The 26183-nt window shown below is 43.3% G+C and carries 24 protein-coding genes and 1 pseudogene; 19 read left to right on the forward strand and 6 right to left on the reverse strand.

All coding sequences use genetic code 11. The annotated features are described in order from the left end of the window. Nucleotides 1-215: 215 nt before the first annotated feature. The 3 genes from F9Y84_RS00045 to F9Y84_RS00055 are packed head-to-tail and all read left to right on the forward strand — an operon-like array spanning nucleotide 216 to nucleotide 1830. Nucleotides 216-605 carry a CsgE family curli-type amyloid fiber assembly protein gene (locus tag F9Y84_RS00045; protein ID WP_125250636.1) on the forward strand — a complete coding sequence of 130 codons (390 nt, stop codon included), beginning with the start codon at nucleotides 216-218 and terminating at the stop codon, nucleotides 603-605. Between the two features lies 1 nt (nucleotide 606). After that, nucleotides 607-1056 carry a curli assembly protein CsgF gene (locus F9Y84_RS00050; RefSeq protein WP_373865584.1) on the forward strand — a complete coding sequence of 150 codons (450 nt, stop codon included), beginning with the start codon at nucleotides 607-609 and terminating at the stop codon, nucleotides 1054-1056. Further along, a complete protein-coding gene (locus F9Y84_RS00055; RefSeq protein ID WP_128731623.1) occupies nucleotides 1057-1830 on the forward strand; it encodes a CsgG/HfaB family protein in 774 nt (257 codons plus the stop codon). A 63-nt stretch (nucleotides 1831-1893) separates the two neighbouring features. On the opposite strand, the gene F9Y84_RS00060 is transcribed toward F9Y84_RS00055, so the two are convergent. Beyond that, nucleotides 1894-2817: a manganese-dependent inorganic pyrophosphatase gene (locus tag F9Y84_RS00060; protein ID WP_128731622.1), complete on the reverse strand. Its 924-nt coding sequence runs from the start codon at nucleotides 2815-2817 to the stop codon at nucleotides 1894-1896. A 355-nt stretch (nucleotides 2818-3172) separates the two neighbouring features. Between F9Y84_RS00060 and F9Y84_RS00065 the strand changes: the two genes are divergently transcribed. Continuing rightward, the gene (locus F9Y84_RS00065) at nucleotides 3173-3673 is read left to right on the forward strand and encodes a hypothetical protein (protein WP_147390114.1); all 501 of its coding nucleotides are present in this window, start codon (nucleotides 3173-3175) and stop codon (nucleotides 3671-3673) included. An 8-nt stretch (nucleotides 3674-3681) separates the two neighbouring features. Beyond that, a complete protein-coding gene (gene mutM, locus F9Y84_RS00070; protein WP_128731621.1) occupies nucleotides 3682-4491 on the forward strand; it encodes a bifunctional DNA-formamidopyrimidine glycosylase/DNA-(apurinic or apyrimidinic site) lyase in 810 nt (269 codons plus the stop codon). Between the two features lie 308 nt (nucleotides 4492-4799). Here mutM and F9Y84_RS00075 read toward each other — a convergent pair whose 3' ends face one another. Together F9Y84_RS00075 and F9Y84_RS00080 are read right to left on the reverse strand one after the other, a co-directional pair. Beyond that, nucleotides 4800-6419, reverse strand: a complete 1620-nt coding sequence (locus tag F9Y84_RS00075; protein WP_147390113.1) for a flagellar assembly protein A — start codon at nucleotides 6417-6419, stop codon at nucleotides 4800-4802. 272 nt (nucleotides 6420-6691) lie between these two features. Further along, entirely contained in the window at nucleotides 6692-7585 is an 894-nt protein-coding gene (locus F9Y84_RS00080; protein ID WP_147390112.1) for a LysR family transcriptional regulator, read from the reverse strand. A 111-nt stretch (nucleotides 7586-7696) separates the two neighbouring features. Here F9Y84_RS00080 and F9Y84_RS00085 point away from each other — a divergent pair, with 111 nt between their 5' ends. From F9Y84_RS00085 to F9Y84_RS00145, 13 genes and pseudogenes are all read left to right on the forward strand, one after another. Next, the gene (locus F9Y84_RS00085) at nucleotides 7697-9265 is read left to right on the forward strand and encodes an NADH-quinone oxidoreductase subunit L (RefSeq protein ID WP_147390111.1); all 1569 of its coding nucleotides are present in this window, start codon (nucleotides 7697-7699) and stop codon (nucleotides 9263-9265) included. Next, nucleotides 9265-11679, forward strand: a complete 2415-nt coding sequence (locus F9Y84_RS00090) for a YbcC family protein (RefSeq protein WP_147390110.1) — start codon at nucleotides 9265-9267, stop codon at nucleotides 11677-11679. The genes F9Y84_RS00085 and F9Y84_RS00090 overlap by 1 nt, the downstream gene beginning before the upstream one ends. A gap of 137 nt (nucleotides 11680-11816) precedes the next feature. Beyond that, on the forward strand, nucleotides 11817-13700 hold the full coding sequence (locus F9Y84_RS00095; protein WP_147390109.1) for a hypothetical protein: 1884 nt from the start codon (nucleotides 11817-11819) through the stop codon (nucleotides 13698-13700). A gap of 317 nt (nucleotides 13701-14017) precedes the next feature. Beyond that, entirely contained in the window at nucleotides 14018-14308 is a 291-nt protein-coding gene (locus tag F9Y84_RS00100; protein ID WP_147390108.1) for a helix-turn-helix domain-containing protein, read from the forward strand. Next, nucleotides 14298-14651: pseudogene (locus F9Y84_RS00105) on the forward strand (HipA N-terminal domain-containing protein); the annotation flags it as partial. The gene F9Y84_RS00100 and the pseudogene F9Y84_RS00105, both read left to right, overlap by 11 nt. Then, nucleotides 14623-14829, forward strand: a complete 207-nt coding sequence (locus F9Y84_RS00110) for a hypothetical protein (protein WP_147390107.1) — start codon at nucleotides 14623-14625, stop codon at nucleotides 14827-14829. The pseudogene F9Y84_RS00105 and the gene F9Y84_RS00110, both read left to right, overlap by 29 nt. Nucleotides 14830-14848: 19 nt before the next feature. After that, complete coding sequence (locus F9Y84_RS00115) at nucleotides 14849-15853, forward strand: YecA family protein (RefSeq protein WP_147390106.1); 1005 nt, start codon at nucleotides 14849-14851, stop codon at nucleotides 15851-15853. Nucleotides 15854-15863: 10 nt separating this feature from the next. Beyond that, entirely contained in the window at nucleotides 15864-16988 is a 1125-nt protein-coding gene (locus F9Y84_RS00120) for a hypothetical protein (protein ID WP_147390105.1), read from the forward strand. Between the two features lie 349 nt (nucleotides 16989-17337). Continuing rightward, a complete protein-coding gene (locus tag F9Y84_RS22030; RefSeq protein WP_225740751.1) occupies nucleotides 17338-17514 on the forward strand; it encodes a hypothetical protein in 177 nt (58 codons plus the stop codon). Between the two features lie 525 nt (nucleotides 17515-18039). Continuing rightward, nucleotides 18040-18291 carry an HVO_A0114 family putative DNA-binding protein gene (locus tag F9Y84_RS00130; protein WP_147390104.1) on the forward strand — a complete coding sequence of 84 codons (252 nt, stop codon included), beginning with the start codon at nucleotides 18040-18042 and terminating at the stop codon, nucleotides 18289-18291. A 10-nt stretch (nucleotides 18292-18301) separates the two neighbouring features. After that, the gene (locus tag F9Y84_RS00135) at nucleotides 18302-21442 is read left to right on the forward strand and encodes a DEAD/DEAH box helicase (RefSeq protein ID WP_147390103.1); all 3141 of its coding nucleotides are present in this window, start codon (nucleotides 18302-18304) and stop codon (nucleotides 21440-21442) included. Between the two features lie 37 nt (nucleotides 21443-21479). Continuing rightward, nucleotides 21480-23468 carry a DUF2357 domain-containing protein gene (locus F9Y84_RS00140; protein WP_404821599.1) on the forward strand — a complete coding sequence of 663 codons (1989 nt, stop codon included), beginning with the start codon at nucleotides 21480-21482 and terminating at the stop codon, nucleotides 23466-23468. Between the two features lie 117 nt (nucleotides 23469-23585). Next, nucleotides 23586-23792 (forward strand): DarT ssDNA thymidine ADP-ribosyltransferase family protein, encoded by a 207-nt coding sequence (locus F9Y84_RS00145; RefSeq protein WP_211091502.1) that lies wholly within the window; start codon nucleotides 23586-23588, stop codon nucleotides 23790-23792. Nucleotides 23793-24175: 383 nt separating this feature from the next. Here F9Y84_RS00145 and F9Y84_RS00150 read toward each other — a convergent pair whose 3' ends face one another. The 3 genes from F9Y84_RS00150 to F9Y84_RS00160 all read right to left on the reverse strand — a co-directional run bounded on the left by F9Y84_RS00150 (nucleotide 24176) and on the right by F9Y84_RS00160 (nucleotide 25354). Beyond that, the gene (locus F9Y84_RS00150) at nucleotides 24176-24751 is read right to left on the reverse strand and encodes a hypothetical protein (protein ID WP_147391328.1); all 576 of its coding nucleotides are present in this window, start codon (nucleotides 24749-24751) and stop codon (nucleotides 24176-24178) included. Then, nucleotides 24748-25035: a hypothetical protein gene (locus tag F9Y84_RS00155; RefSeq protein WP_147391329.1), complete on the reverse strand. Its 288-nt coding sequence runs from the start codon at nucleotides 25033-25035 to the stop codon at nucleotides 24748-24750. The genes F9Y84_RS00150 and F9Y84_RS00155 overlap by 4 nt, the downstream gene beginning before the upstream one ends. A 67-nt stretch (nucleotides 25036-25102) precedes the next feature. After that, nucleotides 25103-25354 carry a helix-turn-helix transcriptional regulator gene (locus F9Y84_RS00160; protein WP_045962041.1) on the reverse strand — a complete coding sequence of 84 codons (252 nt, stop codon included), beginning with the start codon at nucleotides 25352-25354 and terminating at the stop codon, nucleotides 25103-25105. Between the two features lie 281 nt (nucleotides 25355-25635). On the opposite strand from F9Y84_RS00160, the gene F9Y84_RS00165 reads away from it, so the two are divergent. After that, a complete protein-coding gene (locus F9Y84_RS00165) occupies nucleotides 25636-25989 on the forward strand; it encodes a hypothetical protein (protein WP_147391330.1) in 354 nt (117 codons plus the stop codon). Nucleotides 25990-26183 lie beyond the last annotated feature (194 nt).

Consider the following 26183-nt stretch of genomic DNA (forward strand, 5'->3'; position numbering starts at 1 on the left):
TGGCGCTAATAGCGTTAAAAAAGTCTTATTTAGAACCACTAAATGGCAAAATTTTAACGGTATTATCGACAAGATTCTTTCGCCTCATAATACATCACTGAATGAAGCAAGTTGGTACTGTTTAGCCTATTTATCCTCAATTAATACTTGGCTCTAAACTGTAGTCTATAAGGAATACTCTCATCAACATCGCCAAAATAACGAGCAGATAAGTCATGACAAAAATAATAATACTACTAAGTGCGCAACTTTTTTTAGCCAATATAGCAGTGGCACAACAAGATGTTGAGATCGATGGTTTAGTGATGGATCAAAGTATTAGCCGGTTTGGCCATCAATTTTATTCCCAATTCTCACAACTTTGGCGAGATGTGCCAAATTCAACTGGAATTAACATTACGGTTAAAGAAACCGTTTTACCAAGAGCTGGTACTCGATTGGAAGTGTTAATGAATAATAAGCCTGTGTACGCAACTGCAATGGGAAGGCGAGGTGGCTCTGTTGACGAACGTGTTGAAACCGCGATTTTTACGGTAATGGATGCGATGGCTAAGGCGCAGTATCAGCAAAGTGGGTCTGAAGATTTGGCAGCTAGTGGGTGGTAAAATGAAGATAATAAAAATAACATTGTTACTCGGTGTGTTGGGCTGTGTTCACAGCAAAAATAGTATGGCAACTGAGTTGGTCTACAAGCCAATTAATCCAGCTTTTGGTGGTAACCCGCTAAACGCCAATATGTTACTAAGTAAAGCGCAATCACAAAATAAACACCGAGCGCCGATCATTGAAAAGACTTATGATGAAAAGTTTCAAGAATCGCTAGAGCGAACATATCTCAATCGTTTGGTCAGAGAGATCACTGATGTGGCTTTTGGTGATGATGTAAAAGATAGTATTTTTGATCAAGATGCCACATTTATGAGTGGAGATTATCAGATCCAAGTGATCACAAGTACGCCAGACACCATTACGGTGAGGATTACTAACACTTCGTCAGGTGAAGAAACGATCCTAGAAGTTCCTAGGTTTTCAGTCTCTCCCGACGGAGGGTTTTAAATGTACCGACTAGTAGTAATTGCCATCACGCTCTTTGTAACAGGTTGCTCTAATCTGTCTCGTGTTTTACCTCCTTCGCAGAGTGCTGCTATCGCATTAACAGAAACACAAACGTTTGCAGAGCTAAAAGCGCTACCTAAGCCCAGAGGTCGAATACCTGTTTCTGTTTATTCCTTTCGCGATCAAACCGGTCAATATAAGCCACAAGATAATGTTAGCTCTTTTTCTACCGCAGTTACGCAAGGCGCAAACTCAATTTTGATGCAAGCGCTACACGAGACCGACTGGTTTATTCCGGTTGAACGAGAGGGGCTACAAAACCTATTGACCGAGCGTAAAATTATTCGTGCAGCCAATGATGACAACGATGCTGCGCCATTACCGCCACTTACAACTGCAAAAATTATTTTAGAAGGCGGGATCATCAGTTATGACTCTAATATTCGCACGGGTGGATTAGGTATGGAGTACTTTGGTATTGGTGCTTCAGAGCTTTATCGAGAAGATGTCATTTCAATTTATATGCGCGCTGTTGATGTGCGTACTGGGCAAGTATTATTGTCTGTTGCAAGCAGCAAAAAAGTACTCTCAATGGAAGTTCGAGCCGGTTTTTTTCGTTACGTAAGTTATAAGCGGCTGGCGGAAGCGGAAGCTGGGTTTAGTGATAATGAGCCGATGCATATTTGTGTGACTCAAGCGATTGAAAAAGCGTTAACGTTAATAGTGAAGCAAGGGATAGAAAAGGGGGTCTGGTCAGCGGCTAATGCTGTTTAGTGTGTGGGCTTGGTTGTATAGAGTCAGGAGTAAAATGCCGAGGTAAGCACCTCGGCAATGGCATTACTGTGCAAAGGCATCTTGTAGTGGCGGGACTACTTGTTTTTTACGGCTTAGTACACCGTCTAACCATACTTTGCTTGCTTCTGGTTCAACATTATAGGCTTTAGCAATAATTGCTTCATCATCAGATGCGATTAGCATTTGTGAGCCTTCTTTCATGATGTCAGTCAGCAGTAACATCACACTGTGGCGATTACCTTCAGCTTTTAACTTGGCAATATCAGCGTGTAGCTCATCTTTGATGTTGTCGAACACAGCAAGATCAACGACTTCAAGTTGGCCGATCCCAACAAGGTTTCCATTCATATTGAAGTCTTTAAAATCACGCATTACTAAATCACGCACTGGAGTGCCATCAACTGCAGATTTTACTTTGAACATTTCCATGCCCAGTGCTTTTGCGTCATCAACACCAGCAATCTCAGCTAGCGCTTCAACACATTTAATATCTGCTGTAGTACAAGTCGGTGACTTAAAGATCACGGTATCGCTTAAAATTGCACACATCATGATGCCAGCAATATTTGCTGGGATTTCAACATCGTAAAAGTCATACATCATTTTGATAATCGTGTTACTACAACCGACTGGACGGATCCAACATTCTAGTGGGGCAGATGTGGTCAGATCGCCAAGCTTATGGTGGTCAACAACGCCGACAATCGTCGCTTTATCGATGTCATCAGGTGCTTGCGTCTTTTCAGTGTGATCTACGATGTAAACCTCTTCACCTGCGTAGCTCATTTTCAGCTCAGGTGCTTCAAAACCAAAACGGTCAAGGATAAACTGAGTTTCAGGTGATACATCACCTAAACGTGATGGGATTGCCTCTTCACCAATTTGATTTTTTAAATATGCAAGTGCGATTGCACCACAGATTGAATCTGAATCTGGGATCTTATGACCCACTACATACATTGCCATTGACGGAACTCCTAAAAATTTTGCCCACATTCTAGCAAAATAACTTGTTAATTAAATAGTCCAAATGTGCAATTTACCCCAGTTAGTTTGAGTTCAAGATAGCAAGCCTGCTTTAGGAAAGCATTGGCTTTTATAGCTGTGAATGTGGTAACGAGCATCTATAAGCGAGGGAAACTTTAGCCGTATTCACTTGGGCTGATGTTATACTCATGAATTGAATCATTTCGCTATTTGATAAGCTTAGTTAAGTGCCAAAGCGAACCGCTAAAAGGGCTTGTACCATCAAAAGCAGTGGTTAGGAAGCAGATAGCTATAAAAATAAATGCAAAAGAGCAGTAGACGCTAGGAGATGGCTATGATCCAAATGAGCCGTAAAGCATGGAATAACGTGGTTATATTTTCCATGCTGCTGATGATTTTCTTTCTCAATGGGTTACATTACAAATTGAATCCAACAGATGAAAAAATGGGAATACAGGCGGTGTTACCAGCGCAAAGCTTTGTCCTGACATTAGCGTTTCCCGGTTATAAGATTGAACGTATTGGTACTAGCTGGCGTATAGAACTGCCAAAAGGCGCGACGCAGTCTTATAGCGTGTCAGAGCTTAGTGCTATGGTCTCAAGTTGGCAAAAAGCCCAGCTTAATGTTATTGAAAAGCCGCCACAGCTAGGTGAGGCGCTTAGTGTCGCGCGTATTTGGTTAGCGACACATGAACTGCCATTAAGCTTTCAGTTATATCAACATAGCAACAGGTTGATTTTGTTTGATAAGCATAAGCAGCGCTGGTTTGAGCTTGATGAAGCACAGGCGCGCGCCTTGTTTTTACCCATATTATTTAGACAGCAAGAAATATAGAGCTAATTATGCCTGAATTACCAGAAGTGGAAGTAAGTCGGTTGGGCATTCAACCCTACTTAACTGAACAAGTGATCACCCATGTAAAAGTCTATAACGAGAAGCTAAGGTGGCCTGTCCCCCAAGACGTGCATTTGTTGGAAGGGGAGCAAGTCACCGCCGTGAAGCGCCGCGCTAAATATCTCTTAATTGAGTCGGCTCATGGCACCGCAATATTGCATTTGGGTATGTCGGGGAACTTGCGCGTTGTTGACCAAGGTGAACCGCTTAAAAAGCATGATCATGTCGAAATTATCCTCGCTGGTGGCAAATCACTTCGGCTGAACGATCCCCGCCGCTTCGGGGCTTTTTTGTGGCAAGCAAAAGGAGCACTACACCCGACTTTAGCAAAACTGGGTCCCGAGCCTTTGACCGTTGAGTTTACTGCGGAGCATTTGTTTGCAATGAGCCGTGGTAAAAAGCAAGCAGTTAAGCAATTTATTATGGATAACCACGTAGTCGTGGGGGTAGGGAATATTTATGCGAATGAATCCTTGTTTAAAGCTGGGATCCACCCTAAAAAAGAAGCAGGAAAAATATCCCTTAAACGTTATCAGGCACTTGCGCCCATAATTAAGGAAACCCTTAGTGCGGCGATTAAACAAGGCGGTACTACGCTAAAAGACTTTGCACAAAGCGATGGTAAACCTGGCTATTTTGCCCAAGAGTTACTGGTGTACGGACGAAAAGGTGAGCCGTGTGTTACTTGTGAAACTTCATTGAAAGAAGTCCGATTAGGACAGCGAAGTACAGTGTATTGTCCCAAATGCCAACGATAAATAGTTTTAGAGTTTGCTTATTTTTTTAAGTTTGTTTTCGCAGTCGTTTGATTGGTATTGTATAAGGTAGAGCCTGTGTAGGAGAGTTGCTTTATGTCAGTCAGGCGATAAAGAGTTTGTGTTCCTGTGAAGTCTCCTTGCCCCCTGATAGAGCAACTCAGTAAAAATGTGGATCAAGCGTTGCCCTTTAGGTTTACCCAAGTGCGCCTTGTTCACGATTGCCCAACTTCTACTTTGACTATTGGGCGGCAAGTTGAGCACCGCGACCAAAGTACACTCAAGGAGCAAAAATCAAAGGTCAACAGGCTCTAGTTACCAGCCGTTTTAAAATCAATTTTAACTTGGTTATCTTGTAATGAGGCTGTGCAAGGTGGATAGCTGCGGGTTGTTTTATAAACGCGATCAAATATATGTATTTCAACGCCAGAATGCAGCGCTTTATTTGCAGATAATTTTGTATCTTCTAACAGTTCATGTAAGTCATGGTCGAGCTGATAGAGCTGCTTCTCTAGCTGCTCGGCTTGCTGGCAATAGTGCATTTGTGTCGCACCTATCTTTGTTTTTAGCTGTTGCTTTTTCTCCGTGTCTTTGACTAACTCTGCTTTTTCAATAGCTTGTTGGAGTTGGTCTAAAGATTCATTGGTCGCTGCGACTTCTTTAAATAATGTGTCGGTATCTTCAGTGATTTGAATCCCTTTACGGGCTAAGTAAATCATCATTTTAGCCCCAGAACCACTGCCTATCTCTCCTGCTACTATCATCTGAGCATCAATGATAGAGCCGCCGATGAGTTTGCCATTAGGGTGCTCCCCAGTGCCTACTTGAACCAGCCGCTGCGCTTTGATATCACAATGGTTACTTTGCTTATTGATAAATATATTTTCACCTTCAAGGTAAGTATACTGACCATGAGCGATCTCGACATTGCCTTTTGCGCTGAGTTTGCAAGTTAAGCCTTGTTCGTTATTTTGGTGGTCAACATGACCTATAACGCCACCTTTTACTTCGATATTCCCACCAGCAACTAGCTCTCCTGATTCTACTGTGCCTAATATCGTTATATCTCCTTTTGCTGTAACCCGCATGCCCGGTTCAACATTGTGTGTGACGACTACGCTCCCATTGAAGTCAACGTGGCCACTTTTTACAGTTACATCAGCAATGGTAAAAACATCGTCTACCCGCATGCCGTTGCCTATGTCTGATGGACACCCCGCAATTGTTGCTATGAGCTCAAGAGGGTTACTGGGGTTAATTTCTGTACCTTCACCTGCCATCAACTGAAAAGACTCTCCTGCTTTGGCTTCTATGCTTTCACCCGTGACAGTAAACCCTTCTTTACCTGGGGTTGCTGGTCTTTGTGTAACCAGTAGATCTCCGGGGGAAACACTTGCGAGCTTGCCAAAATCACGCATATCCACAGTGCCATCTTCACGCATTCTTGGCTGTTTAAGGCGTTCTTTTAGCGTTTGTACATGAGGTAATAACTTAGCGGACTGACCATCTTGTGGTGGTCGACCTTGTGCGATGATGCCAGAAGCTTCTTCACCGGGAGGTAATTCAAACTGTTTGCTTAAAATCTTTTCTAGGTAGGCTTGCTTATAGCCACGACTAACGCCCGCTTTGATTATAACCTTCTTGGCTTCTTCTAATGCAATCGTTTTACCACCGCGTGCGGTTTTGAGTTGCCCAAAAGCTTGCATTTTGTCGTCGCTGAGTGTCACGGTAAATTCAGCGTCATATTGTTTCGCGACAACAAGCTGACTTTCAGGGAAGTCACTCTTGAAGTAAGCGTCAATAGAGTCATGGTCAACTTCACAGTCGGCAAACTGCGACTTTTCAAGGGCTTCAATGATAAAGGCTGCACTTGGCGGTGAAGCAGATTTCACATCCATTAAAATGTTGCCATTATGCGCAAGTTTGAACACGATCATCGCCTCGTTTATTTTTTGTCCTATAACTTCAGCTTGCTAAATAAACGTTAATTGGTCAAGTGCTTAGGGTGATTTTCTTACCTAAATATGGGCTCAGTTACAAAACACTCGACTATTGTCCATTTACACTAACTTTATAGGGCAATATAGATGCCTCAACTTTGGGTGGGGGCAGTCTTGCTATATGGTAAATTAAGTCTCTGTGCTACTGAACGTTTTATCGCTTGATGGCATGCGTAATGAGTATGGTCGCTAACAATCTCAACTTAAAAGGCTTCAGGGTCGCTACGTGCTTTATGTAACAACAGCTTAATCGCTTCAGGGATGACTTTTTTATGTGTTGAAATAGCATAAAAATATTCATAAATATCAGGTAAGTCTTGATAGTGCGTTAACACCCCTTGAGCAATTTCGTCTTTTACCACCACTGCTGGCAATACCGCCACAGCACCACTGTCTCTTGCAAGCAGTCGCATCATTGCCATGTCATCCACCTCAGCAAGTATGTTAGGAAAGAACTGGTGTTGCGCGCATAAGGCATTAAAAGCAGTGCGGAGATCAGAACTGGCTGGGGGTAAAATCCAGCGGGTGTTAGCAAAGCCTTTTGGAAACAATGTATCGGGTTTGTTTTGAGGTGGGCCTACAATGGCTAGCGGTTGCTTTGCCACGAGCTGACATTGCCAGTATGGATCGGATGTATCCAAGTTAACGGTGCGGTTGGTTAGTACTAAATCCAGTTCGTGCTTGGTTAGTCCGTTTAGTAGCTCAGAGATACTGCCTGATTTCAATTTAAATTGAACATCACTGCGCTGCATCAACGGGGTGATGAATGCCTCGACAAAGTTACGTGAGAGAGTTGTTAAAACCCCAATCGTAACATGAGTGGTAGATTGCACGCCTTTACTTAATAACGCCTCAAGTTCCTGTCCTGTAGTAAAAATATCATCCGCATAGCTAAGTACTTTTTTACCCTGCTCGGTAAGTATTAACTGTCGGCCGCTGCGTTCAAATAATGCAACTCCGCTATTGTGCTCTAGCTGCTTTATCTGTGCTGAAAGTGCAGACTGTGACACATGCAGATCTTTAGCTGCTTGAGTCAGGTTACCTTGTTTGGCGACTTGCCAAAAGTAATAAAGGTGATGATAGTTGAGTCGGCTCATTTATACATAACAAAAACAGAACGAATAGTTAAATTATATCTATTTTTATTAAGTTAAAAAGGTTGGAATAATACTGATACCGTAAAATTCGATAACGAAGTGTAGAAATTGATGCTTACCACCTTGGTGATTTTACTGCTCCTCCATTTTGTCGTTGCCGCTTTTGTGATGGGAAAAAGCATGGCTCAAAATGGTTTTTTATTCCGTGTTACTAACCTTTTTGCTCTGGGCGTTGGCCTTTGTTTGGTGTTAGCTTGGGGGTATTGGAGTACCTCAAAAAGCAATGCAAACACATTGTTTGAAATAAACTTTTTGCGACTTTGTGTGGTTTCTCTTATTGGCTTTATGAGCTTTGTGTTACTGCGCTATTCAATTCATTACCTTGATGGCGACAAGTTACGAGGACGGTATTTTCGCAGCCTGCTGATCACATTGCTGTGTGTGACTGTGGTGGTATTAAGCAATCACTTGATACTATTTTGGGTTTCTTGGGTTGGAATTAGCCTAAGTTTACATCGTCTTCTAGTGTTTTATCCAAACCGGCCAAGAGCTGCCTTGGCTGCACATAAAAAGTTTATTTTGGCGCGCTTGGCGGAGTCAGCACTCTTAGGTGCTTTTATCTGTATCTATTTAACCACAGGCTCACTGCAAGTTAATGAAATATTGGAATTTTATTCGACATATACAGGCGCGATCACAGCTTTGGATCAAACCGCCGCCATTTTATTGGCTGTTGTTGCATTAATAAAGTGTGCTCAGCTCCCCGTTCATGGGTGGCTAATGCAGGTTGTTGAGTCTCCAACGCCTGTCAGCGCGCTGCTGCACGCCGGTATCATTAATTTAGGTGGTTTTCTGGTGATGTTATTTGGAGCCTTAGTCTTACGGGTAGAGGCTGCGAAGTGGCTGCTTTTAATTGTTGCAGGGATCACCACGTTATTAGCGGCGCTTATTATGACTACGAGGATCAGCTTAAAGGTTCGTTTAGCTTGGTCTACATCAGCGCAAATGGGGCTCATGCTGGTGGAATGTGCGCTTGGGCTATACGAGTTGGCGCTGCTACACTTGCTTGCTCACTCAGCGTATAAAGCACATGCCTTTCTTAATGCGAGTCAATGGGTTCATGAAGACTTAACTCGACGGATGAGCAAGCAAGTAGAGCCGCCTTTTTGGCAGTGGTTTGGCGCACTTGGTGTTGCCATGGGTTTGGTTTATGGTGCAGCAAGCAGTATCGGGTACCAAGGGCCTGTAAGTATTTGGGCACTGATGATAGGCGCACTGACAGTATGGTTGGCACTGCGGTTCGAAGCTCAGGTGCTGCGTAGCTATTGGAAAATACTCGGTATTGCGTTGGTACTACTGGTTGTGTACAGCGTACAGAAATGGTTATTACATTTTATGGTCGCTTTACCCGACGAGCTAAGAACACAGGCTTTTTCTGCTTCAGACGTATGGCTGCTCACCATAGTGATCACATTAGCGATAGTCAATTATCTACTTTACTATCGCGCCCACTTACCTCTGGTACAAAAGCTGTCTCGATTATTATATGCCGGTCTCTATTTGGATGAATGGATGACTAGATTGACCATATTACTTTGGCCTGTGCAGCTGCCTCGTACCAAAAAGCAAAAGTATCTCGCTAAACATCATTATACCCCCAACCTTGAGGAGCTGAAGTAATGTTCAATCACAGTAATAACCAGAGTGTATTGTCAGCGCCACAGCAACAGCAATTGCTCGACGCAGAAATGCGGATCGCGCCAACTTGGCCGCTTGATCAGTTAATTGCGGTTAATCCGTTTTGGGGGATAAAAGCCTTGTCATTTGATGTGGCGGTGAGCAAACTGAGTGCGTTGGCACAAGTTAACATGTTGATGCCCGTTGATTTCTATCTTGAACAGTGGCAACAAGGGGCTATCGCGCCTGCTGCGCTACAACAAGCTGCCGAGTACTATCAGGTGCCGCGCAGCAATAATGAATTACTGAATTGGTTAAGGCAAAGTCGCCGAAAAGCGTTACCACATTGGCATACGTTGGCTGATCTATTTGACTGCTACCGCTCTGAACACAAGATGCCATGGCAAGAGGAAATAGCCCATCAAATTAGCCAATTTTGCGCTGCCCACTATCAGCAAGTGCAGCCTATCTTGAAACAAACCCAAGGACACAAAAAGCTCTGCGTTTATCGTCATTGGCATGAGACGGTTTCTCAAGATTTGGGCATAAGTATCGTGATGGGGGAGCCAGGTTTAGTCGAATACTTTAAACAGTTACCGACAGAACCTGATACGGTAATAGCACTGACCGTTGAGACATTAGGCATTGAGTTCACAGCGCTTGCGGACTACGCACATATGCTGCTGTTAGATATAAATGGTTGGGCGTCATGGGTTGGGTACGAGCGTTGGCAGGCTAATCTTACCGGCTGCCCAAACTCTGACATGCGAGCGCTATTGGCTATTAGAATGGCATGGGAGCTTGTGATTTGGCAGTATGTTAGTAAACGTTATCCTACGATGTTTAGTCAAATTAGCCATCATTGGAACAGGCAAAAGCAGCAGCTACCTGAAATCATCGCGGAGCATAAGCAAGCACTCTCGCCAAGGTTGTTATTCCAGCGTGCACTGGAGCTTAGCTATCAAACTAAGTTAGCTCAACAATTCGAGTCTAAGCAAGCACATGAGAGCAACGCAAATATACTACAAGCTATATTTTGCATTGATGTGCGCTCAGAGGTAATACGTCGGGCACTAGAAAAGCAGCACCTTGGTATTCACACGATGGGATACGCTGGTTTTTTTGGCTTACCGATAGATTATCGAGCCTCAGATAGCGGCTTTGAGCGGCCACAATTACCTGGTTTATTAAAAGCCCCATTAAAGGTAACACAAATACACGAGCCACAATCGCTAACCACACAACGTCAACATACGGGGCGCTGGCAGAGTTGGTCACACTCTGCCGCAGCTTCTTTTTCTATGGTTGAATCGATGGGGATGAGCTATTTTTACAAGCTGTTACGTAAAGTGTTTATGCTGCATCCCACCGCGCACCCTGTTGATAGCCACATAGGTACAACAGCATGGCGGCTTACTCAAGATGAAAGAGAGATTTCGGCTACTGAACAAGCTCAATTGGTTGCACCTATCTTAGCAGGCATGGGACTAACAACATTTGCAGATACAGTTTTGTTAGTAGGTCACGGAGCAAAAACCACTAATAATCTTCACGACGCGGGGCTACAGTGTGGCGCATGCGGTGGTCAATCTGGCGAGGTTAATGTAAAAGTACTCGCCCAGCTATTAAATGATGTTGCGGTGCGTAATGAGCTGATAAAACTGGGGGTGCAGATCCCTGTCACAACTCGGTTCATCGCAGCATTACACAATACCACAACAGAGCAAATTGTAACTTATGGCGAACTCAAACCAGAGATCAGTCAGTGGCTAAAACAGGCATCACATCTAGCCCGCATTGAGCGCTCAGAGGCACTTGCAATCAACCCAGATATTTTGTCACAGCAACAGCTAGAACAGCAGTTTAGCGCTCGAACCAAGGATTGGTCTCAAGTTCGTCCTGAGTGGGGGCTTGCGAATAACGCTGGATTTATTATTGCGCCTCGACAGACAACGCAGGGGCTAGACCTACAAGGTCGAGTGTTCTTACATGAGTACGATTATCAGCAAGACCCAGAGTTAACTAAATTAACCTCAATTTTAACGGCGCCAATGCTCGTTACTAATTGGATTAATATGCAATATAACGCCTCAGTCACCGATCCTGGTAAGTATGGTAGTGGTAATAAAGTACTTCATAACGTGGTAGGGGGGCGAATAGGCGTTTTTGAGGGGAATGGCGGAGATTTGCGAATTGGTCTGCCACTGCAATCCGTTTATAACGGTGAAAAGTGGATGCACACACCACAGCGTTTGAGCGTAATAGTTCAAGCACCAACCGAGGCGCTTGAGCAAATCATGACAGCACACCCGGTTGTAAAACAATTGGTAGAAAACGAGTGGCTTTATCTTCTGTCTATTTCGCCTAATTGTAACGAAATTAGACGATTTGATAATGGTAAGTGGGAACTTCTTTGAATTCAAACGAAACTCGTTGCAACTTAATAAGTTATTGTGCAGAGTATTACATGAATTGAAAGGTGTGGCAGGACGCTACGTAAGCTAAACGACCTCCTAGCCACCGACATTGGACTGTTTATACAAGGAGGCTGCTAGTGGCTTTTGATTATGGCTCTATTGATTTAGGGCTTAAAAACCCATTTAAAACGGAAGGTAAAATCACTGCTTTTCGTGGTGCAATACAAACTATTGCGGGCATTGCACTACTTGTGATTGCCGCCAGCTCCGTTAAGAGCGATGCGGGTATGGGTTGGATCATCATGCTATTTGGCATGTTGATTTTAGGTCTTGGGATCACTTCTCTTGCAAAAGGAATATATGCAACGCTGCGCTTTTTTGTGGGTCGTAATCACCCCACCTCTTTAGCTTATAACTTCAGTAAGTCAGAAACTTCAACCGCCCAGCAAGAAAAGGCTGATGTGGCTTACCGGGCTAAAACGCTAGAAGAAATGTTGATTGGCCGAAAGAACAGCACGTTTGTAGAACCGAAAGGTTTCTTATCGCGTTTGCTTCACAGCATTGCACCTAAATTACTTTTTCTCCCTTATCCTATCAGAAATATGAGTCAACGCTTATTTGGTGCATGGGTGAGTACATTAACCGCACTCGTGCTTTATGGTGTGGTGGCGTTTGTATCGCTATCGGGCTTTGCCGGTGATGCTGGGGAGCTGACTTTTCCAATCTATAGCACCTTACTGATGATATATATTTTGTCATGTTGGTACAGCGCGGCTAAACCGATTTCACGCAAAGCGGAACATGCTATTGAATCTTTGGGGAGTGCGACCCTCGCTAAAGTGATTTCGCTCTCTTTTGTGCTACCAATCTTGATAGGCCTAACTTTGTCTTACATCATGGATGAAGGGAAGTTAAGTAAAGCCGATATTGAGCTCTTTTTTGCGCCGCTACCTAGCCTTCATACTTGGGCTTATCTCACGGGCGTTATCGTGCTTGCACTTGGCTGTAGCGCCATTATTGCTGTTATGCTTAAAGCGCGTTTAGATAAAGTAAACCCAGTGGTTGAAGTGTCTGAATTAAGAGAAAACTGGCAAGAGTCAGTACATCCAAACGAGATATTTATTAACTTAGATAACTTGGTGATGGCAAATCGCCGCTATAAAGAAGTACCAAACCGGGTTTATCGTGAGCTAGATCCCAGCTTGCAAGAACAAGTTGATGGTAAAGGTGGCTTTAAAGGCGAAATGATCCAAGAAGTACAACCTAAAGTTCTCCCCCTAGATTTAGGTAAATCATTTGAGCGCTTTAGGTTTTTATCTTTGCTTGGTGGTAACTTACTGCTACTAGTGACCCTTGGGTTAAGTGTCTTTTTTGCTTATGCCGTAGTAGATATTTACCACTATGTAACGAGCGCCAATATCAGTAATTTTTCTAGTGCCTTCAGCGAAGAAAACATCGCGTCGTTCAGCGCCGTTGTGATGGTAGCCGTGCATTTACTGCTAAGTGGCTTATTGATTAAATCGTTTGCATCAATGCTAACCAATGCTGCACACGTATTCTATGCCGAGATGCAGTTTGAATCTCTGCTGGTTTATTTTAAATGTGAAGGGACATTTACTGAGTCAAAAATATCAACAGGTACTGGTATTCACGATTCCACACGCTCTGAAAATACGCTAGTACGCAGCAGTATTACCCCTTGGGTAGTGGTGTCGAGAATAGTATCAACGACCTTTGCAGCAACGGGCATGAAAAACCTAGAGCACCCAAGACATATTCTAGAAATGCATAAAGACGATGCACAGCTAAGCGACATCCGTAAAGATGTGATTAGTTTCTTAAAAGATCGGGAGTCCATTGCCGCAATTACCAGTGAGCGTGATTTAGGCAACGCCTCACAAGTATACCAGCTCAACCAGCAAACGAGAGCTGTGGACCAAAACCACCAACTGCGTGCAAGTAGTGACGAAGCCGGTGCTTATCTGCGCCGAGAAGAAGCACTCGAAAATAAAGAAGAGTAACAGACAAATGCCACCCTCGGGTGGCAATCTAAACATTTAAAGACTCAAAACTCAAAAACTTACTGAAAATAAACCTTTCAAAAATGCCTGTTTGCCCACCAAACTGCTCACCACTGACCTATGGCTTTTACTAAACCTTAGTGGTTAGCAATGGAAAAATAGTGCCGTTTTTATGCTGCTAGGGTTTAAAAATATAAGTTTTGAAAGGCTTGAACGAGTGATTTTTCAACACTTCATTTATTCGTGGATACAATAGTATCTACTTTCTGCTTTATTTCGCTATAGTGGATATAACTGTATCCATTTTGCCTTTGCGGATGAAATTTACCTTACTTGATGATACCGATGTAAGCCAAGCCTATGCGGCTTATTTACGTGAGTTACGAAAGCGGGCAAAACTGTCACGATCTGCATTGGCTGAGCGAAGCTGTGTACCTGCGGCCACCATTAAGAAGTTTGAGCTAACTGGGCAAATTTCATTTCGCCAATTGTTGTTGCTCTGGCAAACCCTCGACTCGCTTGGGCGGTTATACGAGCTCACACAACCAAGCAAAGAACACGCTGCTGTACCCAAGAGTATTGATGAGGTGCTAAAAGATGAGTTTTAAACCCATTCAAAAACTCATGGTAACTCGTAGATTAAGCTCAGGTGAGCAGGTTGCTGTAGGGGTCTTGGCGCAGAATCGGCAAGGCGTTTTTTTCCAGTATGCAGACAGCTATTTGCAGCAGTTTGGCAATTTATCACCTTTTACTTTGCAGTCGAGCACACAAGTTCAAGTCGCACCTCAAGCGCCACATCAAGGTGTACATGGCGTATTTGGAGATTGTTTTCCCGATGGCTGGGGCATGCTGTTGCAAGATCGTATTTTCCGGCAAAAGGGCATCCTGCCTAATCAATTAACGGCGATGGATAGACTGGCCTTTGTCGGTGATAAAGGCATGGGCGCATTGTACCAATGCTAGCTTTTCGAATTGGAATGATGCAAGGCAAGTCATTGAAGAAGTCGCAGAAGCCATCAGCCAATTTACGTATCTTGCACAGCAGCAAGGGATCAGTAAAACAACAGTGTCTGCGATTGCTAAGACATTGCAACAGCGCAAACAGGAAAATGCAGCGCTTTTTCTATAACAATTAAGAAGGGACAACAATGAAGCTCGGCCGAAACGATCCTTGCCATTGTGGTAGTGGGAAAAAATTTAAACGCTGTTGTATGAGCAGCGTTTCCAAGCAACATGCCCAAGTTTTCGATGATGTTGAATCTATGTTGGCAATGAATCCAAATTGGAGCCTTGATGAGCTCAACGCAGCTTTGCAACACAAAGTTCAGGATCGCAATAATCAACCCCATCCCGATTTTTGTGGCGTAACGCCAACGCAGATGTCCAATTGGCTGTATGCGCCTTTTACTGAATTACAGTGGATCACAATCAGTACGCCAGACAGCCTTGCTGCCAGCCCAGTAATGCGCTATTTAGCCCTCATTCTGGATGAAGCGATGGCGCAAAGCGGCTCCTTCAAAGCAACGAGCAAAGGCAACTTACCGACTAAATTAGTCAAACAAGCCAGTGAGTTATTGCCCGAATTTGCCGTTGCTCAATTCGAACGTGAAATAAGCATCAGTGAGTTTGCGGGCAGCAACGAAGACAAGTTTAATGCCTTGCACTACACCCGAGTGCTTGCCGAAATTAGCGGTATTATTTATCGACGTAGTGGCCGCTACCATGTGAAAAAATCAGCGCAAAAGCAGTATCAGGTGTCAGGTATACAAGAATTTTTTAAACCTATGTTAGAAGCCGCCATCAGCAAATATAACTGGGGCTATTTGGACAGTTTTGAGTTTGATGCCGACTTGCAAACCTTTTGGCTGTTTATGCTGTGGCGTATTCAAAGCCACAGTAGTGTAGATCAGCTAGTTGAAGAGATGAAAGTGGCTTTCCCTGATTTACTACAGGGCTTCCCAGCAGATAATTACTTCTCGCCGGAAAGAAACTTGAGCATTCTCATCGAATCACGGTTTATTGAGCGATTTTTACAGTTTTGGGGATTTGTTACCCTTGATCCAAGAAGTTTTTTAAACACGGGATCTGTTGGTAGGACGGTACAGGTACTGCCTTTATTGAAACAAACTTTTCAATTTACAATAAATACATAGCAAGGTCATCGTGAGCGAATATCAATACTATAAATTCGAGCGTCTAGATGGGTATTTAGATGCTAAAGCACGTCAAGCACTCAGAGCCATTTCAAGTCGTGCCGAGATCAGCTCTACGTCCTTTCAGGTGTATTACAACTATGGTGACTTAAAGGCGGAGCCTTTTGAGCTGATGTTAAAATACTTTGATATCGGTTTTTATTATGCCGATTGGGGCTCAATCGATGTCTACATCAAGCTACCAGCAGCAACGCTCCCTGAAGCGTTACTTGGCTTTTCAAGTGATGGGCTTCATGTTCACGAAAACGATGAGTGGCAACTGCTGATTTTTTCCATTGAAGAGTACTACGAATATTTTGACGATGAGCATGCTGACGACTTTTTCCAGCATTTAGCCGCTTTACGCAGTGGATTAATGCAAGGGGATTGGCGCCTTGTGTACTTTATGTGGCTCAAAGCGTTTGATTTTAATGATGACGTTGAGCGAGTGCCGTTAGCTCAATTCGATTTTAAGCACCTCAGTGAAGAGGAGCAGGCGTTTGCAGCGCTGTATGATATTCCTTTAGCATTGGTTAAGGCACTCGCCATGGTGCTGAAAGAGCAACCCAGTCACCAAGCCAAACAAACCCAGTTTCAGTTTGATACGTGGCTCAATAGTCTCTCAGAAGCAGAGAAAGACACGTTATTACGCATGTTGTTTGAGCAGGGCCAGCTTACCCGTCACCAAGCCTTAGCACTGACGCGAAATGAACCTGCCAACACAGACGAACACTATCAGTATTGGCTAACCCCCGAGGTAATTTCCCCTTTTATCGAGGAAGCGCAAAGCCAATTACAGCAAGAGCAAGCCGCAGCCCTCGCAAAAAAATTAGCCATCGAAAAAGCAGAAAAAGAAGAAGTGTTGACGGATGTTTACAATCGGCGTGAGCACTACTGGCAGCAAGCACAAGAGCAAGCGGATCGAACTTGCGCCAGTGGTTACGATGCGGCATCACGCTATCTGCATCAGCTGTTTGATGCCTATCATTTTAAAGCGAATGAGGTGGCGTTTGAACAACGTTTTAAGCGCTTTGTTGTGGCGAACAATAGCCGTAAAGCGCTGTTAAATCGGTTGAGTGATTTGCTTAAACGATGAGGCAAGAGACTGGCCAAATGACGTTAGCAAAAAACTGATTGAGGGTTAATGGAAGGTTGTAAGCCCGCCAAAAGGTTTACAGATTGTTACCCATAAAGTCACTTTGTGTAGACCTCCAACCTCTGCATTCCACCGTTCGGTAAAACGCATAGAGGAGTACTCAACTTGCATAGCACACTTTTACGCGCAGAAAAGTGTAATGGCCTTACCGTTGGGCAAGGCTTTCCCTTTTGAGATGGCTTTGGGTACTTACCCCTCGGGCTTTTGGGGCAATATGGACAACGGCTTAATTCACGCTACCTAGCCACACACTAACCCAGCTTAACAATGGATACTTACCCGTGGTGGTGTGGTCGCCAATGAAGACCAACAAGCCATTCGCCAAGTGCGCAGTTTTATTGAGCAGCATGGCGAAAGCCGCTTTACGTCTAAACAAACAGGTTACAGCAGCCAAGTACGCCAACGAGCAGGTTGGCTAGACCGCTACTGCGCATCCATGCGCTCACGGCATACCGGTCATCCTTAACATAACACCACTGAGCCACAAACCCTTTACCTGTTTTACCCAACTGGCTGGCGTGAAGCCACCGAAGGCCTAAGCCCAGATCGCGCCGCCAAAGCACTGATGGCCGCAGGCAACCTAGTCCCTGATGGCAACCGACCACAGCGAAAAGTCAGCCTGCCCGACAACACACGCCTACGCACTTTCTTTAAAATAAACAGCGGGTGAAAGGCAGCATCTTGGATGACTAACTAGGTGGTGAATCCTATGTGGGCTTGTCGCCTTGCAGTAAACCGCTAGTCAACCTAGGGGCAGAGCTAGGCTCATAGGCTGAGGCAGACAATACCGCTAGTTTACTGGCTGTGTACCTGCTGTATACGTGGCTTATAATCGTCCTAAACAGACAATACCCTTGCGATATTATCGGTTGTTGATAAGATGCGTGTCTTATGTATAAGCGTACGGTCTTTTGATTATTTAAACGTTGTTTTATGTACTTGCTGGGAACCTAGTGAGCAAAGGATTCGAGTAAGCTATGCGAGTAAAGCAATGAAAAACGCAAAACAATCGCGCTGCGTGATTGGGATTAAAGGACAAACGTCTGCCCCAGGTTTCCCCGTTGATATTTGGTTCGACTCGCTGAAATCAGTGGCCAATGTGCTGTCGAAAGAAAACCAGCAGTTGTTAAAAGTGATTGCCGAACAACAGCCGCAATCGGTCACTGAGCTGGCCACGCTGACTGGCCGAGCGGTCAGGCTGCAATATCAATCCATGTTACTGTTAATTCAGCCATTGGAGTAAAAGGGACATTATGCAACAAGTCGGAATTTATGAGCAGCTTATAACGCAGCTTATCGAGAGTCGAATTGACCGAGATCGCTTCTATGTCGGCGAACGTGAGCTCAATAGTAGTGAAGCATCGACGTGGTTATCTCGTTTCCTATCACACATTCTTGAGTATGCGATTGAGTCAGTCCCCTCTGGCGATGATCGCCTACAACACCAGATTGCTTTATCTAACCAATTGTTACTATGGCTAAAAACACAAATTCAAGATAACGATTTTATCGAAGGCAATTTGCTTGCTAGTCAAGGTAAAATCCTAACTGCGCTCTATGAGCTCGAAAATCCTGTTTCAGCCGATTTAAAAAATTATATTAACGACATTTTCCCACTAACTGGTTTAAGTCAAAGCGAGCTGTTTTGTGGCAGTAATGCTGGATTGTCGCTTGAATCTGAATTGAAGCGAGAGATTCTATCCGCGGATAAGATTTACTGGTTAGTGTCATTTATTAAGTGGGCAGGGATACGGATTTTTCGTAAAGAGTTAGAGGAGTTTACCTATAGCGGTCGCGAGCTAAAAATTATCACCACCTCATACATGGGGGCTACAGATGCTAAAGCGGTTGAGTATTTGGCGAGTTTACCCAATACTGAAGTGAAGCTAAGTTACAACACCGAGCATGAACGTTTACATGCCAAGAGCTACTTATTTTTGCGCAATACGGGTTATCACACTGGTTATATCGGCTCTTCCAATCTTTCCCATTCAGCGTTAACTAATGGCTTAGAGTGGAATTTAAAAATTACCTCGCAAGAAATTCCACACATTATCAATAAATCATTGAGTACTTTTGAAACCTATTGGGCATCACATGATTTTGAACACTTTAGTGGTGATGCAATAAGCAATGAAAAACTCAAAAAAGCTTTGAACCAGCAGCGTGGAAATTTTGAGACCAGCCCAACGCACTTTTTTGATATATCGCCGTTTCCTCACCAAAATGACATTTTGGAACAACTGGCTGTTGAGCGCAGTGTTCACCAGCGCTTTCGTAATTTAGTGGTAGCGGCAACCGGCACTGGAAAAACCCTGATTTCAGCCTTTGATTTTGCGCGCTTTATCAAAGCCAAGCCGCAAGCTAATTTCTTATTTGTTGCTCATCGAGAAGAAATATTAAAGCAAGCCAGATCTGCGTATCGTGGGGTATTGCGTAATGGTACGTTTGGTGAACTTTGGGTTGGCGGACATACACCGGAGTACTATCGACAACTGTTTGTTTCTATTCAAACTCTGAACAATCAGCTGAACCAGCTTAACCTAACTGCTGACTATTATGACTACATTGTCATTGATGAAGTGCATCATATTGCAGCGACTAGTTATCGCGCGCTGCTGGAGCACTTTTCCCCAACTATATTACTCGGCCTGACTGCAACACCTGAGCGCCATGATGGCGGTGATATTTTAGCGGATTTTGGTGGTGTGATTGCGGCAGAGATCCGTTTGTCGGAAGCGATTAATCGTCGTCACCTTTGCCCATTTCAGTATTTTGGCATCGATGATGATACTGATCTTCGCAACATTCCTTGGCGTCGTGGACGTTACGATATTGCGAAACTAACAGACCTTTATACTCAGAACCAAGTTCGTTTTAACAAAATTTTACTCTGTATGCAGGAAATACTGACAGATACTAGCAAAATGAAAGCGCTAGCTTTTTGTGTGAGTAAAGCTCATGCTCAGTACATGACACAGCAACTATTATTAAAAGGAATTAGAGCTGATGTGCTGACCAGTGATAATAGCCATGAGCGCCAGCAAAAGCAGCAGGCCATTCGCTCTGGCAGCATTAACGTGCTTTGTGTCGTCGATATTTTCAATGAAGGTGTTGATATTCCCGAAGTCGATACGTTATTGTTTTTACGACCGACAGAAAGTCTCACCATTTTCCTGCAACAGCTAGGCCGAGGTTTGCGTTTATCGGATGGTAAAGAGTGCTGCACAGTACTCGATTTTGTTGGTAATTCCCGCCCAGAGTATGACTTTGCCAATAAATTTAGAGCTTTAGTCGGTAAAAGCCATCGAGCGATAAGCGAAGAAATAAAGCAAGGGTTCCCCCACGCACCACTGGGTTGTCGCATTGAGTTGAGTAAGCGCACTCAAGAAATGGTGCTAAGCAACATTCGTCAAGCTTCATTAACGTTGAAGCGCCTAGTCGCAATGATCCGCCAATATCCTCAGCATTCTACACTGCCGTTAACATTGTCGAATTTCTTAGCCTTAAATCCTCACATCGACTTGAATGAGCTTTATAAGCGAGGGAGTTGGTCTAAGCTGGTTCGGCAAGCTAAGGATGAAATCAACGAAAATTCAGCTGATGAAGATTTGCTGAAAATGCTTAGAAAGGCCATTCATAACCGAATTTTGACCTGTGATGATCATACCTATTTGAGTTTCTTAAAACAGCTTTGCCAAAGTAACTTTGTCATTGAAGATGCTGACCATCGTTATGCCTTGATGTGTCATTACGATTTTTGGCAGAAAACGGGGCCTGAATGTGGATTAGATTCCATTGTTCAAAGCTTAGCGAAACTGAATGCTTGCGAGTTAAAAGCAGAGTTACTGGATGTTGTGCATTGGCAACTCGCACAAACCAAGCATGAGCAACCAGCAATGCAGGCTTTGCCAGAGGTCGCATTGAGGCTACATGCACGTTATGCGCGTGAGCAAATATTGGTCGCATTTGGTGCTACCACGTTTGAGCGCCAACCGCCAGCACGTGAAGGTGTATTTGTACTTAAAGAACTAAATATTGAATTGATGTTTGTTACCTTGGACAAAAACGAAAAGCAATTTTCGCCAACCACCATGTATCACGATTACGCTATTAACGAACACCTCTTTCATTGGCAGTCGCAAAATAGTGCACGGCCCGATAAGGGGCGTGGCTTGGAATACATCCAACATAAAAAAATGGGTAAGCGTCTGTTTTTATTTGTACGCGAGCAAAGCAAAGATGAATTTGGCCGCACTATGGGTTTTGTGAATTATGGTGAAGTTGACTATGTATCGCATACAGGGTCACAACCGATGAGCATTACTTGGCAGTTGAAAGTGCCTATGCCGCATTTTATGTGGCAACAAGCCGCGAAGTTGGCTGTGGGTTAGCTATCATGATGACTTCAGTCATTGACATAGTATACCGATTTGGCGCTTTAGTTTGGTAGAAAAAACAGAACAAGATGCAGCGACCAGCCAGCAACGCGGGCATTTTCCATTGATGTGGTTGGCTAATTTTGCTGCGTTACGGGCGCGTTTTGAGCAAGGCTTAAAAGTGATTTGTGCAGCCCCTCATAGCCGCTTACAACCGGTGGTTGCCAATATCAAAGCGGCCAAATTAAAAGGCCGTTTGCCTCATAAGCTAGCGGAGCAAGTCAAACAAGACTTTGCTAATGGCCAGTACGATAAACGCTACGCAGTCGAAAAAAAGCAACTGAGTGTTGATACCCCTGAAAATCGTTTTATCAAAATGGCGGTGAGTAAAAGCAAGTGGCAATTAGCGGAGTTTGAACAAAAACTTAGGCAGAGTAACCAAGCACCAGAACGGCAACGGTTGTCAGATTCATTTTTAAATGAGCCGCATAGTTGGCAACAACCGCTGCAAAAAGTATTAGGTCAAAGCTTTTTAAAAGAGGTGGGGGCATACACAGGGTTAAACCGTGAGTCGTTAGTGCTTCAGCAAAAAACCGGTTACAGCGCGGTGTATCGCATTTGGCAGGAGCTGAAATTTTATTTAGATGTGTTTGGCAACCAGTCGAGCATTTCAATGAAATCAGTGGCCGAGATTTACGAAGTGTGGTGTTTTTTGTGTTTGAAACAGATTTTAGAGCAGGATCTAGGCTTCGAATTGGTTGAAAACAGTGCGACTAAGCTCGCCCAAAATGACTTTTTTGAGTACCAACTTAAAGATGGCTTTGCTGGGGCTTTTCATTTTAAACGCAGCGATGGTGTGACCGCTAGGCTGGCACACGAGCCGAAATTTACCAAAAAGGGTCAATCAATCCGCTCGTATTTAGTGAACCAAGAGCCAGATATTGTCTTGGAAGTGACACTGCCTAAAAGCGCCGATTTAACGAAAGCAGACTCATCAGAAGAAAGGCAATTTATTTGGCTGTTTGATGCCAAATATCGCATTAAAACCGAGAAAAATCGCTTTGATGACAGCAATGAAGATATTGAAAGTACTAATTACGTACCAGACGATGCCATTAACCAAATGCACCGCTATCGGGATGCTTTGATTTGCCTATCAGAGCCGGATAAATCTGATTGTTCATCCAGTTCAATCGCTGACCAATCGGCTAAAAAAAGCCGCCCAGTTTTTGGTGCGTTTGCTTTATATCCAGGCTTTTTTAATCAAGCCACAACACCCAACCCCTACGCAGCCGCGATAGAGGAAGTGGGCATTGGCGCATTTGCCTTGTCACCTAGTCAAAATGAGCCTAGTCAAACGGATCTTAGCCAGACAAAGAGTCTTTATTCCGGTCATCAATGGTTGCTAGCGTTCTTGCAAGCGCAAATTGGCACAGCGCCGAACACACAAACAGGTCAAAACAATGAAGCCATGTATCATGTGCCTGGCATGGCGGAAAGGCTCTACATACAAGAAACAGCACGAATACCGTATTACGGCATGCGCCAAGTGCTGTACCCTGATTTGACGATGACGATGACGATGACGATGACGATGACGATGACAGTGGCATTGGGCAAGTATAATGACAGATTCATAAATTGCTTTGAGAAGTTTAAAAATGAGGAATTACACTTTTATCACCTTCCAGTTTCGACATTTGAATTAAATTTTAAATCCCATGTTGTCAATGAAATTAGATACTTAGCCTTGATTCCAAATTACCAAGTGAGCCACGATATTAGACTAGTCTGGCCAATTAGAGATGTTCAATATGTAAAGAGACGAGAAATCGAATTATCCATCACAGGATATGAGAGTAACTCTGATGAGCCTTATATTTTGTTTGAGCTGGGTAAACCTTTTTCATTAAAAGATCCGGTTGTTTTTCAGCCTAATGATACATTTAGGCATTCGATAAAAATCACTACAATGGCACAATTAGAACGAGCTGAGTACTTAAATCAAGCTAAAGCAGTTTACCTAGAGGCTTTAGCATGATTGGGTATTGGTTTTTAAATATGACTTTGTTCATTTTTTAGTATTGATAATGTAGATATAGCATCAGCTCAGCTTAAAATTTAGCATATTGTTCGTGGAGACTGGTCAGCTTCTGTTTTGGCATCTTTAGTATCGTTATGTGACGCTCAAATTGGTGTACAAAATACCATCAAGCAGCGCTGTTTAACAGAGTTGACCTTGAGCAGTTATCCTGATTTGTTTGTTGGGCAATGTGTGCCATTTTATTTTTGTCCTCGTTCCATCATGTTGTATGTAATTGATCTAGCTGATGGTGAGGAGTTGGTTGACCCAACCATTTCGTGACTTGAAGTTCATAAGCTTTTGTATTTTATGCAAGAATCTACACTCAGATTTACTTTTCTTTCTCAGACAGGTCAGGACTAGTTACTCCACCGCCTGCTGCTCCTGTTATTTTTTAGCTATATCATTGGGTAATACAAATTTGATTTAATACTTGCTCAATTTGAAGGAGTAAATTTGACGCTAACAGCGTTAAAAATTTCTTATTTAGAACAACTAAATAGCAAAATTTCTGCCTGATTATCGACAAAATTTTCTCGCCTCAAAATAGATCACTTAATTAAGAAAATTGTTATAGCAATATCATGATAATTCTCCAGTTTTAATAAAAGTAACCTCTGCACGTTATGTGATAGTACAAAGCTAATTCACTCCGAGCCATGCTCTCACATTGAGCTACTGCGACTTGTAGAGTCACGACGAGTATAGAAACCACGATAAGCATCAATGACTAGTGAAAATACAACCAGCACGGAAAGAATAGTGAGTATGTGCATCAAACTTGGGTACGCGTTATAGATAAACATTGGGTTAAAGTCAGTTAGCTTTCTGAACCCTCGCTCTATAAGGGACGCAGTTTGAATGAGAGCAGCACTTGCTAAAATGAGTATGTAAGTGAGCTCATTTGGTGTTAGGGAAAAGTCTTTTGCACTTTTTTGTGCAAAGCGACTGATAAAGTTTAAATTGAACTGCGCTATATAGTTTGCAATCTGTTTGCGTTTTATGACGAGCGCCATCAAAAGTAAATTTTGCGTCGCCATTATAAAGTAAAACCATCCGCCCAGCTTTAAAGCAGGTTCATACAGTGCAATGTCTAATGTGCGTGCAAATAAAATATTGACTGCTAACCATTGAACATTAGGGCTGTCTTTACTTAGAAAGACTGAAATTATCAAAACCACCCAAATCGAAATATTGATTAGGTGGTTATTTTCCATTATGACTTGATATAACGTACTCATGATTTCTCGTTGCTAGATTTAAAGTAAGGCGTTTGTATCGCACCTTCCACTTGTTGAGGATCAACTTGACCGCCGCCTCCACCAGCTACACCGCCAGAGCCCGTAATTAGTCGCAAGTACTTGTGAGAAATGACTTGTACTACAGAGGTCGCTATATTGCCTCTTTCTTGTTTAGGGTTAATTTGAGCGCCATCACCGACCACACCACCCGAACCGATAATACTGCCTAAGTGTTCATCAGGAAGTAGCTGCTTTGAGATGTAATTAGGTTCTTTTTTATACACTTTGTATTCCTTATGTTAATAACATTTGTATGCATAGTGTAACAATCTTGATTGCAAATTGCGCTATTTAATCGAGGTTGGTATCGGTATCACCAAGTTCATCATTACTGCTTTTTTTTCGCTTTGGTAGTAAAGACTTGGGGTTCAATCCACAAACAATGTACATTCTAATTACTTGGTTTAAATCCGGTGTTGTCAGGCCGCTCTCCCAGTTGTAGATGGTTTGTTTTGAAACGCCCATCTTCTTTGCAAACTGAATTACAGAGTATCCTGCGGCAAACCTCAGTTGCTGTACTAAACTGCTTGCTTTAATTGTCATTTATCTTTTCCCTTTGGGTACTCCATTAATATTCTTTTACTAACAATGACAACGCTATAGTCCTGCCTGAGCCTTGTTTGTGTATTTTGTGTTAAACAAATGAAACGCTCAAGTGTAAAAATCTGAAACAGTCTAAGCTTTTGGACTCATACCTTTGTAAGATCTGACACTAGAAGGAACAGTAAGGCGCTGTACTTGAAGTAACGCACACTGAAAAAGCAATGCGTTACGCACATCACGTTCCTTTTTGGCATTTTCAGCATATTAAAAAGGACAGCAACATGAGAAAACGTAAGACTGAAACGTTTGAAACAAGCATGACGCAAATTGGTGAGCCAGAGAGTTCAACTGATTTAAGCACCATGAAGCTACGCGTTGAGACTCAAGACGCAATCGAAATTACATCCTTCAGATTACTCATCTATATTTTATCTGGAAAGTGTTCTTTTTTTAGTCTCTCTGGACTGCATCAAGATACTAAGTGCCCATTATGTGCGTTAGCGTATCGTCAACGTGAGCAAAAAGGTACACAACGAAAACTTATAGCTGACAAGCAAAACGGACAGATAAACCAACGATCCAAACCGCACAAAATGCTATGGCAGGCACAAGACTGGTGGAAATACTTGGAATAACTTAATACGAAAAAGTGTGTTATCGCCCTCATGCACAAAATTTGCGTCATGTGCTCAATGCTATTGAAGGTAGCTTTATTTCTGGTTATGTCGATGGTGGAGGTGCGCTTAAAAAGAGTTACAGCTAGTGCCCTGTGCTATAGAAGATGCGCAGGAGTTCTACCCACCACTAAACAGGTAGTTGGTAACGGACA

The organism is Pseudoalteromonas peptidolytica (assembly GCF_012641745.1).
In the GTDB taxonomy this organism is placed as follows: Bacteria; Pseudomonadota; Gammaproteobacteria; order Enterobacterales; family Alteromonadaceae; genus Pseudoalteromonas; species Pseudoalteromonas peptidolytica.

Excerpts from the sequence above, each read along its gene's own strand:
- F9Y84_RS00045 (WP_125250636.1), top strand. The coding sequence starts at position 216 with ATGACAAAAATAATAATACTACTAAGTGCGCAACTTTTTTTAGCCAAT.
- F9Y84_RS00050 (WP_373865584.1), top strand. The coding sequence starts at position 607 with ATGAAGATAATAAAAATAACATTGTTACTCGGTGTGTTGGGCTGTGTT.
- F9Y84_RS00055 (WP_128731623.1), top strand. The coding sequence starts at position 1,057 with ATGTACCGACTAGTAGTAATTGCCATCACGCTCTTTGTAACAGGTTGC.
- F9Y84_RS00060 (WP_128731622.1), bottom strand. The coding sequence starts at position 2,817 with ATGGCAATGTATGTAGTGGGTCATAAGATCCCAGATTCAGATTCAATC.
- F9Y84_RS00065 (WP_147390114.1), top strand. The coding sequence starts at position 3,173 with ATGATCCAAATGAGCCGTAAAGCATGGAATAACGTGGTTATATTTTCC.
- mutM (WP_128731621.1), top strand. The coding sequence starts at position 3,682 with ATGCCTGAATTACCAGAAGTGGAAGTAAGTCGGTTGGGCATTCAACCC.
- F9Y84_RS00080 (WP_147390112.1), bottom strand. The coding sequence starts at position 7,585 with ATGAGCCGACTCAACTATCATCACCTTTATTACTTTTGGCAAGTCGCC.
- F9Y84_RS00085 (WP_147390111.1), top strand. The coding sequence starts at position 7,697 with ATGCTTACCACCTTGGTGATTTTACTGCTCCTCCATTTTGTCGTTGCC.
- F9Y84_RS00090 (WP_147390110.1), top strand. The coding sequence starts at position 9,265 with ATGTTCAATCACAGTAATAACCAGAGTGTATTGTCAGCGCCACAGCAA.
- F9Y84_RS00100 (WP_147390108.1), top strand. The coding sequence starts at position 14,018 with ATGAAATTTACCTTACTTGATGATACCGATGTAAGCCAAGCCTATGCG.
- F9Y84_RS00115 (WP_147390106.1), top strand. The coding sequence starts at position 14,849 with ATGAAGCTCGGCCGAAACGATCCTTGCCATTGTGGTAGTGGGAAAAAA.
- F9Y84_RS00130 (WP_147390104.1), top strand. The coding sequence starts at position 18,040 with ATGAAAAACGCAAAACAATCGCGCTGCGTGATTGGGATTAAAGGACAA.
- F9Y84_RS00135 (WP_147390103.1), top strand. The coding sequence starts at position 18,302 with ATGCAACAAGTCGGAATTTATGAGCAGCTTATAACGCAGCTTATCGAG.
- F9Y84_RS00150 (WP_147391328.1), bottom strand. The coding sequence starts at position 24,751 with ATGAGTACGTTATATCAAGTCATAATGGAAAATAACCACCTAATCAAT.
- F9Y84_RS00160 (WP_045962041.1), bottom strand. The coding sequence starts at position 25,354 with ATGACAATTAAAGCAAGCAGTTTAGTACAGCAACTGAGGTTTGCCGCA.
- F9Y84_RS00165 (WP_147391330.1), top strand. The coding sequence starts at position 25,636 with ATGAGAAAACGTAAGACTGAAACGTTTGAAACAAGCATGACGCAAATT.